At 76.4% G+C, this 9,420-nt stretch carries 10 protein-coding genes; 2 read left to right on the top strand and 8 right to left on the bottom strand.

The window, feature by feature from the left end; translation table 11 throughout:
• Positions 1-71: 71 nt before the first annotated feature.
• Genes recN through O2W18_RS11785 form a run of 4 tightly spaced genes read right to left on the bottom strand, consistent with a single transcriptional unit; the run spans position 72 to position 3,949 of the window.
• A complete protein-coding gene (gene recN / locus O2W18_RS11770; protein WP_269187696.1) occupies positions 72-1,868 on the bottom strand; it encodes a DNA repair protein RecN in 1,797 nt (598 codons plus the stop codon).
• Entirely contained in the window at positions 1,843-2,913 is a 1,071-nt protein-coding gene (locus O2W18_RS11775; protein ID WP_269187697.1) for an NAD kinase, read from the bottom strand. Before O2W18_RS11775 ends, recN begins: the two co-directional genes overlap by 26 nt.
• On the bottom strand, positions 2,910-3,707 hold the full coding sequence (locus O2W18_RS11780) for a TlyA family RNA methyltransferase (protein WP_269187698.1): 798 nt from the start codon (positions 3,705-3,707) through the stop codon (positions 2,910-2,912). Before O2W18_RS11780 ends, O2W18_RS11775 begins: the two co-directional genes overlap by 4 nt.
• Positions 3,707-3,949, bottom strand: a complete 243-nt coding sequence (locus O2W18_RS11785) for a hypothetical protein (RefSeq protein ID WP_269187699.1) — start codon at positions 3,947-3,949, stop codon at positions 3,707-3,709. The genes O2W18_RS11780 and O2W18_RS11785 overlap by 1 nt, the downstream gene beginning before the upstream one ends.
• Before the next feature lie 263 nt (positions 3,950-4,212).
• On the opposite strand from O2W18_RS11785, the gene O2W18_RS11790 reads away from it, so the two are divergent.
• Positions 4,213-4,551, top strand: coding sequence for an alkyl sulfatase C-terminal domain-containing protein (locus O2W18_RS11790; RefSeq protein WP_269158619.1), 339 nt, complete (start codon positions 4,213-4,215; stop codon positions 4,549-4,551).
• A gap of 29 nt (positions 4,552-4,580) precedes the next feature.
• Here the strand turns inward: O2W18_RS11790 and O2W18_RS11795 are convergent, their stop codons facing one another.
• Together O2W18_RS11795 and O2W18_RS11800 are read right to left on the bottom strand one after the other, a co-directional pair.
• Complete coding sequence (locus O2W18_RS11795) at positions 4,581-5,690, bottom strand: HAD-IIA family hydrolase (protein ID WP_269187700.1); 1,110 nt, start codon at positions 5,688-5,690, stop codon at positions 4,581-4,583.
• A gap of 36 nt (positions 5,691-5,726) precedes the next feature.
• Positions 5,727-6,128, bottom strand: a complete 402-nt coding sequence (locus O2W18_RS11800; protein ID WP_269187701.1) for a tetratricopeptide repeat protein — start codon at positions 6,126-6,128, stop codon at positions 5,727-5,729.
• A 150-nt stretch (positions 6,129-6,278) separates the two neighbouring features.
• On the opposite strand from O2W18_RS11800, the gene O2W18_RS11805 reads away from it, so the two are divergent.
• Entirely contained in the window at positions 6,279-7,547 is a 1,269-nt protein-coding gene (locus tag O2W18_RS11805; protein WP_269187702.1) for a DUF1015 domain-containing protein, read from the top strand.
• A gap of 35 nt (positions 7,548-7,582) precedes the next feature.
• On the opposite strand, the gene O2W18_RS11810 is transcribed toward O2W18_RS11805, so the two are convergent.
• Positions 7,583-7,942, bottom strand: coding sequence for a single-stranded DNA-binding protein (locus O2W18_RS11810; RefSeq protein WP_269187703.1), 360 nt, complete (start codon positions 7,940-7,942; stop codon positions 7,583-7,585).
• 85 nt (positions 7,943-8,027) lie between these two features.
• On the bottom strand, positions 8,028-8,966 hold the full coding sequence (locus tag O2W18_RS11815) for a tetratricopeptide repeat protein (RefSeq protein WP_269187704.1): 939 nt from the start codon (positions 8,964-8,966) through the stop codon (positions 8,028-8,030).
• Positions 8,967-9,420 lie beyond the last annotated feature (454 nt).

The following is a 9,420-nucleotide window of genomic DNA, read 5'->3' on the forward strand; positions in this document are numbered from 1 at the left end:
GGACCCCGCCCCCTCACCCCCTCGCAAGCTCGGGGCGAGCCTCTGGACGGGGCCGTCGGTGCCCTGCGCCCTCAGCGGCCGCGTTCGGCTGCCACGGCGAGGAGCTCGCGGGCGTGCGCCTGGCCGGTGTCGCTGTCGGCCAGGCCGGACAGCATCCGGGCCAGCTCCCGGACCCGGTCCTCGTCCCGCACCGCCCGGATGTCGGTGGCGGTGACCCCCAGGGCGGTGTCCGGTGACTTGTCCACCACCAGGTGGGTGTCGGCGAACGCGGCGACCTGCGCCAGGTGGGTGACGACGACGACCTGGTGCTCCCGGGCCAGCCGGGCCAGCCGTCGGCCGATCTCGCCGGCCGCCTGACCGCCCACCCCGGCGTCGACCTCGTCGAAGACCATCACCGGCACCGGGTCGGCGCCGGCGAACACCACCTCGATGGCCAGCATGACCCGGGACAGCTCACCGCCCGAGGCCCCCTTGTGCACCGGCCGGGCCGGGGCACCCGGGTGCGGTGACAGCAGCAGGACGACCTCGTCGGAACCCTCCGGGCCGGGCTGGTCCGGGTCGGTGTCGATCCGGAAGGAGACCTGCGCGTTCTTCATCGCCAGCCCGGCCAGCTCCTCCCCCACCTCGGTGGCGAAGCCCTCCGCCGCCGCCTCGCGGCCGGCGGTGACCCGGGCGGACAGGGCGGCCAGCTCGGTGCGGGCGGCGTCCCGCTCGGCCTCCAGCGTCGCCAGCGCCTCGTCGGAGACGTCGAGCTGGGACAACCGGTCCGCGGCGTCGGCGGACCAGGCCAGCACCCCGGCCAGCCCGTCTCCCGCGTCGGCGTACTTGCGGACCAGCGCGGTGATCACCGCGCGGCGGTCCAGCACCTCGGCCAGCCGCGCCGGGTCGGCGTCCAGGTCGGCGACGTAGCTGGCCAGCTGGACGCCGACGTCGGAGACCACGGCCACGGCGTCGGCGAGGTCCTGGGCGAGCAGCACCAGGGTCGGGTCGTCGGAGGAGGCCAGCGCCCGCTCCGCGGTGGCGAGCGCACTGGTGGCGTCCTGCGGGAGGTCACCGTCCCCGCCGAGGTCGCCGGTGACGTCGCCGACGAGGGCCAGCCGGGCGGTGTCGGCGACCTCCCGCAGCGCGTCGGCGTCCCCGAGCCGCTTGGCCAGGGTGTCGAGGTCGACGTCCTCACCCTGCTCCGGTGCGACGGCGGCGATCTCCTCCAGGCCGTGCCGGAGCACGTCGGCGGCCTGGGCCAGCTCTCGGGCCTGGCCGCGGCGGCGATCCAGGTCGTCGGCCAGCTGCCGCCAGGTGGCGTGAGCCGTGCGGTGCTCCTCGACCAGGGCCAGGTGCGCCGCGCCCGCGTACCGGTCCAGCGCCCGCCGCTGCTCGGCCGGGCGGGTGAGCCGCAGCTGATCGGTCTGCCCGTGGACCGCGAGCACGTCCTCGGCCAGCTCGGCGACCACACCGACCGGCACGCTCCGGCCACCCAGGTGCGCCCGGGAGCGCCCCTCGGCGCTGAACGTGCGGGCCAGGATCAGGCTGCCGTCCTCGTCGGGCTCGGCGCCGGCGTCGGCGGCGCGGGCCCACACCGGCGACTCCGGCGGCAGCACTAGCCGGCCCTCGACGCCGGCCCGGACCCCGGCGCGGATCCGCCCCTGGTCCGCCCGCCCGCCGAAGAGCAGGCTCAGACCGGTCACCACCATCGTCTTGCCGGCGCCGGTCTCCCCGGTGACCACGGTCAGGCCGGGGCCGAGCTCCAAGGTGACGTCGTCGATGGAGCCCAGCCCGTGGATGTGCAGTTCCGACAGCGCGCCGTTGTTCGACTGCGCGGGCCCCGGCTGCGGAGCCGACCGCTCACGCTTCGCCGTCCGGGTGGCCACCGCCCACCTCCTCCGGGGTCCGCAGGGCGCCGTCGCTGGTGTTGACGTCGCCGGTGAGCACGTTGGTGCGCCCGATGGGCGCCTCGTGACCGGGACCGTGCGACCGGGCGTCCCGGAAGCCGCGCACCGGCAGCCCGAACTTGGCGACCAGCCGGTCCCCGAAGGCGGTCGGGTTCATCCGGGCGATCCGCACCGGCCGCTCGGAACGCCGCACCTCGACCCGGCCGCCGTCCGGCACGTCGACGATCCGCCGGCCGTCGGCGGACACCCGGGCCCGGGTGCCGTCGGGCGGGACGGCGATGGTCAGCACCGACGTCGGTGAGGTGACCAGCGGCCGGGCGAACAGGGCGTGGGCGTTGGTCGGCACGAGCAGCAGCGCCTCCACGTCGGGCCAGACGACCGGGCCACCGGCGGAGAACGCGTAGGCGGTCGACCCGGTCGGTGTCGCGCAGAGGATGCCGTCGCAGCCGAAGCTGGTCAGCGGGTGCCCGTCGACCTCGAGGACGACGTCGAGCACCCGGGCCCGTTCGACCTTCTCCACCGAGACCTCGTTGAGCGCCCAGGTGCCCTCGCCGGTGGGCCGGCCCTCGGCGTCCAGCACGGTCGCCTCCAGGGTGAGCCGCTCCTCCACGTCGTACTCGCAGCGCTGCACCGCGGCGATCATCTCCTCGACCGCCTCGGGCTCGGTCTCGGCCAGGAAGCCGACCCGGCCGAGGTTCACCCCGGTGATCGCTGCATCGGTGCTGCGCGCCAGCTCGGCGGCGCGCAGGAAGGTGCCGTCGCCGCCGAAGACGAGCACGATCTCCACGCCCTCGGCCGCCTCGGGCCCGAAGGGGCAGACCTCCGCGCCGGGGACGGCCATCGCCTCGGCCTCGTCGTCGAGCAGCCGGACCACGATGCCGGCCTCGGCGAGCCGGGCAGCGGCGGACCGGGCGAGACCGACGATGTCGGCGCGTCCGGTGTGCACGGCCAGCAGCACCCGCCGAGGAGCCGGGCAGGCCTCGTCGGGGGTGCCCGCCGGTGCGCCTGGCTGGGGCTCGGTCACTGTGGTCCTTCCTGAACTGCTCGGGCGATGTCTGCCTGGTCCGGTGGGGGTGCGTCCCGGCGGAGCCAGAGGAAGAACTCCACGTTGCCGGCCGGGCCGGGCAACGGGCTGGCCACCACCCCCGCGGTGCCCCAGCCGAGCTCGGCGGCGGCTGCCGCCACGGTGGCGACCGCGTCGGCGCGGTGGTCGGGGTCGCGGACGACGCCGCCCGAGCCGAGCCGGTGCCGGCCGACCTCGAACTGCGGCTTGACCATCGGCAGCAGGTCGGCGTCGAGCCCGGCGCAGCCGGTCAGCGCCGGCAGTACCAGGCGCAGGGAGATGAAGGACAGGTCGGCCACGACCAGGTCGGTGACGCCGCCGACCGCCTCGGGGGTCAGCTCGCGGACGTTCGTCCGCTCGTGGACGGCGACCCGCTCGTCGGTGCGCAGTGACCAGGCGAGCTCGCCGTACCCGACGTCGACCGCGACGACCTCCCGGGCACCGCGGCTCAGCAGCACCTCGGTGAAGCCACCGGTGGAGGCGCCGGCGTCCAGGGCGCGCCGGCCCTCGACGGGGACACCGAACGCGTCGAGGGCACCGATCAGCTTGTGCGCCCCGCGGGAGACCCACCGGGGCTCGTCATGATCGGTGCGGACGACGACGGGGGTGCCCGCCTCCACACCGGTGGCCGGCTTGGTGGCGGCCTGCCCCCCGACGGTGACCCGCCCCTCGGCGATCAGGGCGACGGCGTCCTCGCGGGAACGGGCCAGCCCGCGGCGCACGAGCTCGGCGTCGAGCCGGCTGCGGCGGGCCATCAGAGCTGGTCGATGGTGGACAGTTCGCGCTGCAGCCGCTCGTGCTCGGCCTCGAACACCGCGACGTGCTCGGCCACCGGCCGCCCGGCCAGGTCGGCGAAGGGGGGTGCTCCCGGGCCGCCGGGCGCCGTCGACCCCGCCGTGGCCTCCGGGACCGGGTCGGGGCCGGCCGGAGGGACCGGACCGGGCCGCGCGCCGCCGGGAGGGCTCGGGACCGGGCGTGGCTGGCCGGGCACGCTCACGGGCTCCTCCTCCACCGACGGTTCTCACCGGAGCCGGCAGCTGCCGGTCCCGGGGCGCCGAGGACTCGGCGACCACCTGGCAGGCTACCGGCCGCCACCGACCGGCGACGGCGCACCGGAGGAGTCGGTGGACCCGTCCCCGACCCACGGCCACGGCCTGCCTCCGCGGACCGCCCGGCCGGCGCGACGCCATCGCCGGTAGCGTCCCGCTCCGACCGACCGGCCGGGACGAGCCCGGTCATCGGCTGGAGGAGGCACCACACGTGGCGACGCTCGACGAGTGCATGATCGCCCTGGACGACTTCGTCGGGAAACTGGCCGCGAAGGAGGGCGCGCGGGACCTGGACCGCAGCGTCTCCTGCCGGCTGACCGACCTCGACCACGTGGTCGCCGGCCGGCTGGCCCGCGGCTCGGTGCACGACATGGCCGCCGTGCCGGACGGGCCGTCGGTGCCCAAGGCCGACATCCGGCTGACGATGACCAGCGACGACCTGCTCGCCCTGACGTCGGGGCAGTTGTCCTTCGGGCCGGCCTGGGCGTCGGGCCGGATCAAGCTCGAGGCAGGTCTCCGCGACATGTTGCGGCTGCGCTCGCTCCTCTGACCCGCCGGTCCCGCTGGCCTGCCCGACACTCACCCGCCGGTCAGGCCCCAGCCGGCGAGCACCTCGGCCGCGGCGTCGTCACCGGCGCGCGGCACCGCCGGCCGCCCTTCGCCGGGGTGCTGCGCCCAGTGCGCGACGGCGAGCGCGCGGATCCCGTCCAGCCCGTCGGCACCCTGGCGCTCCGGCCCGATGGCGCGCAGCGTGAGCTCCTCCCCGTCGGTGGCGGCCTCCCAGCCGCCGCACTGCCAGGCGCCCGGGGCCTCGACCGGGGTCACGGCCGGGTGCGCGACGAGCAGCCCGGCGGCATCGGCGGAGATGAGGTCCGGCCGGTGCACCGGACCGGCGGCGAGCAGGTCGGCGGGAGAGGCCACCCCGGAGAACACGAGGAGGCTGGCCGCGTCGGCCCGCCGGGCACCCTCGATGTCGGTGTCCAGCCGGTCGCCGACCACCAGCGGCCGGCGGGCACCGGTCCGGCGGACGCACTCGGCGTGCATGGCCGGGTCGGGCTTGCCGGTGACCAGCGGCTGCTGCCCGGTGACCGTGCTGACGACGCCGACCAGCGCACCGTTGCCGGGCAGCACGCCCCGCGGTGAGGGGATCGTCGCGTCGGTGTTCGTGGCGACGTGCCGGGCGCCCTGCCGCACCGCCACCACCGCCTCGGCCAGCTGCGCCCAGCCGACCTGCGGCCCGTAGCCCTGGACGACGGCGGCCGGTTCGTCCTCCGCCCGCTCGACCACCGTCAGACCGGCTGCGGACAGGGCGGCCGAGACGCCCGGACCGCCGACCGGCAGCACCCGGGCGCCCGGCCCGACCAGCCCGGCCACGACGGACGCGGCGGCCTGCGAGCTGGTGATGACGTCGTCGGGCGCGGCCGGGATGCCGAGCTCGGTGAGGTGGGTGGCCACCTGCTCCGGCGTCCGCGCGGCGTTGTTGGTGACGAAGCCCAGCCGCATGCCGTCGTCCCGGGCGATCTCCAGGGCCGCGGGCACCCCGGGGACGGCGACGGGGCCGACGTAGACGACGCCGTCGAGGTCGAGGAGGGCCACGTCGTAGGCCCGGGTGGGTGGGGTGTCGGTGCCTGCGGCCAGGAGCGGGCGGGCGTCGGTGGTGCGCGGGCTGGACCCGGCGTCGGAGCTCACGCCGTCATCCTGTCGCAGCGGCCCGGGAGCCGGCCCTCAGGGCAGTTCCGTCGCCATCCCCCGCCGGGCCCGGACCCTCCGCAGCGCCCGGGCGTAGTGGCCCTGGTCCGGACGCATCGCCACGGCCAGCGCGAGGTGTTCGGCGGCGAGCTCCAGGTCGCCGGCCCGGCTGGCTGCCAGCCCGAGGCCGAACTGGGCGTAATCGTCCGCCGGGTCGGCCGCGATGAGCTCACGGAAGCTCTCGATCGCCTCGCGGTACCGGCCGGCGTCGTACTGGGCCCGGGCGAGCGCCTCCCGGACGCTCCGCGAACCGGGTTCGGCAGCCAGTGCGCGGGCGAGCAGGGTCGCGGCCGCATCGGGGTTGCCGTCGCCCAGCAGGTGCAGCCCCCGCTGGTACCAGTCGTAGACGCCGCCGTCCGGCTGTCCCGGGTCCACCATCGCAGCTCCTCCCCCGCGCCTCCCCGGCGCTGCACGCGCTGCCGTGTCGGCAGGCACCCCTCCGGTCCTCGGTGCGGGCGCTCCTACGATCGACTCCGTGCCCTCGACGACTCCCTGCCCACGACGTCGGCGGACGCCCCGCCTCCCGACGTGACGGGCCTCGACGTCCGGCCGTTCCGCGCCCTCACCTACCGAGAGCACGACGCCGACCACCTGGCGCGGGTGAGCTCACCGGCCTACGACCTGGTGAACCCGGCGGGGCGGGACCGTCTGGCCGCCGCCGATCCGCACAACATCGTCCGCCTGATCCTGCCCGACGTCGAGCCGCTGCCGGGACGAGAGGTGCCCCGCGCCGAGCGCGACCACCGGTCCGCGGCCGTCGCCGGGGCGACGCTGCAGGCCTGGCTGGCCGCAGACGTGCTGGTCCGCGACCGGGTCCCCGCGCTGTGGCGGTACGAGATGGCCACCCCGGGGGCCGAGCCCACGGTTGGCTGGCTGGGCGCGGTGACCCTGCCCGCTGCCGGGTCGGTGGCCGTGCTCCCGCACGAGGACACCTTCCCCCCGGCGGTGGCCGGTCGGGCCGCGCTGCTGGCAGCGACCGACACCGACCTGGAGCCGATCGTCCTCGCGCACGACCCTGACCCGGAGGTGGCAGCGCTGACCCGGCAGACCGGGGAGCTCCCGCCCACGCTCGAGGTCGCCGATCCCGACGGGGTGGTGCACCGGCTGTGGCGGGTCACCGACCGAGCGCTCTTGGACCGGCTGACCCGCGCCCTGGCCGGGACCGCCGCCGTGATCGCCGACGGGCACCACCGCTTCGCCGCCGCCCGCGACCACCAGCGCAGTCGGGCCGGGCACGGCAGCGTGCTGGCGCTGGTGACCCCGATGGGGGCCGGCGGGCTCCGCGTCCGGGCCATCCACCGGGTGGTGCCGGACCTCTCGATGTCGACCGCCCTGGAGTCGGCGGCTGCCGGGTTCACGATCCGCGACGTCCCACCGTCCGGCGGCGTCCGAGCAGTGGTCGCGGACTGGCTGGACAGCGGCGCAGACGGCACGTTCCTGCTCACCGACGGGCGCCGGGTCGCCGAACTGTCCGAACCGTCGCCGGCGATGCGGGCAGCCGTGCCGGCCGAGGCGCCCACGGCCTGGCGCCGGCTGGACGTCGTCCTCGCCCACGCGGCCCTGCTGGCCGGTGTCTGGGGGCGCCCGGACGACCCGTCGTCGGTGCTGGTCGCCCATGACGTCGAGGAGGCGCTGCGGCTGGCCGAGGAGCGAGGCGGGGTGGCCCTGCTGCTGCGTTCACCGTCGCCGGCCGATGTCGCGGCGGTCGCGCGGGCCGGGGCGCGGATGCCCCGCAAGTCGACGCTCTTCGTGCCCAAGCCCCGCACCGGCCTGGTGCTGCGCCCGCACGGGGACTGACCGGCGGCCGACCCGGACCGGGGAGCGCGCGCAGCTCACCCCGACTGTGCGGATGGCCGTTGCGCTGCCCGGGCGACCTTGCGGCCGCGCCGACAGGTGACCTCGTAGGCGACCGCCGTGCCGGTGGGGGTCCGCCAGAACCGGCGCTGCAGCGCTCCCTCCACCTCCACCACGTCGTCGGTTGTCCAGGCGGCTGCGTAGCGCTGCAGGCCCGGCAGCAGGCTGACGCAGGTGATCACGTCGGACTTCGGCCCCCGAGGCCGCGGGCTGTCCCGGCGGACGACGAGCTTGAACACCAGCAGGGTGTCGCCGCTGGGCAGCGGGCGCAGCTCGGGTGCGGCGGACAGCCGACCGCGCAGGACGACGTCGTTCCGGTCGATGACAGCGAGGCTCATGCAGGGAGCCTCGCGGCCCGGAACGCACACCGGCCAGGTGCGCCCACGGTCTGTGGACGTACCTGGCCGGTGTGGACGACGGTGCTCAGTCCGTCGGTGGCTCCTGCTCCGGGACATCGTGCCCCGGCGCCTCCTGGAACAGGCGCGTGTGGTCCCGCTCCACGGGCGGTGGGGTCTCGCCGAGGAGCTCGGCCACCTCGGCCTCGATGTCATCGGCCGAGACGTCGCCGAAGTCGACGTCCGCGAACTCCACCCCGCCGATCTCGGTGGTGGGGAGCTGGGCGGCGTCATCCGCACCGGGGTGGTCGCCGTCGGCCGGGTCCGCCGCCCCGTCCTGCTGCGCGACGGCCTCCTCCTGAGCGACCTGCTCCTCGACGACCTGGTCATCGGCGGCCGGACCGTCGACAGCCGGGTCGCCGGTGGCGTCGTCCTCGTCGTCCTCGTCGTCCTCGTCGGCGAAGAGGGCTGCGACGCCGGTGAGGTCGTCGGGGTCGGCTGCGGCGATGGCGGCGAACCAGTCGCCGGCCAGTTCCTCTTCACCGCGGGCGTCGAGCAGCTCGGCGTAGGCGGTGGCGAGTCGGAGCTGGCCGAGGTCCGGGTTGCCCAGCGCGGCCGGGGTCGGGCGTCCGCCGAGCGCAGCCTCCAGCACGAGTGCAGCGGCTGCCGCCTCCCCCAGGTCCTGCCGTGCTCCGGACTCCACGAGTCGCAGCTCCACGAGCTCCTCCTCGCCGGGCTCGGAGCTCAGCGCGTCCTGGACCAGCCGCAGGGCGTTCTCCGGCCGGCCGAGGGCGCGCTCACAGTCGGCCAGGACCGCGCGATAGCTGTCGTCCCCGCTCATCCGGGCGTACGCCCGGAGTTCGCGGGCGGCCTCGGCGTAGTCGCCTGCGTGGTACGCGGCAACGCCGACGGCCTCGCGGACGGCGGCGATCCGGGACGCCCGGTCGCGAGCCGCGCGGGCGTGCTCGAGAGCCAGTTCGGGCTCGTCGTCGAGCAGTCCGCCTGCGGCCACGAGGTGCCGGGCCACGGTGTCGGCGTTGCGGGAGTCGAGCCCGCGCAGCGCCGACCGGACCGACTGGTCGAGGTCACGGGGGTCGACCCACTCCGGCAGAGCCGGCCCGGCGGGCCGACGTACTTCGGTCTCCGCGTCAGGCCGCCGGTCCTGCCCCGCGGGGCGCCCGCCCTGAGGCCGGTCCCCACTCGGGCGGCGGTCCTGCCACGCCGGGCGATCACCCTGCGGACGACCAGCACCCTGCGGACGACTTTGCCCCTGCGGACGGTCACCACTCGGGCGGCGGTCCTGCCACGCGGGACGGTCACCCTGCGGACGCCCACCACCCTGCGGACGGTCACCACTCGGGCGGCGGTCCTGCCACGCAGGACGGTCACCCTGCGGACGACCGGCACCCTGCGGACGGTCACCACTCGGGCGGCGGTCCTGCCACGCAGGACGGTCACCCTGCGGACGACCGGCACCCTGC

The organism is Modestobacter sp. VKM Ac-2983 (assembly GCF_026967885.1).
Classification (GTDB): Bacteria; Actinomycetota; Actinomycetes; order Mycobacteriales; family Geodermatophilaceae; genus Modestobacter.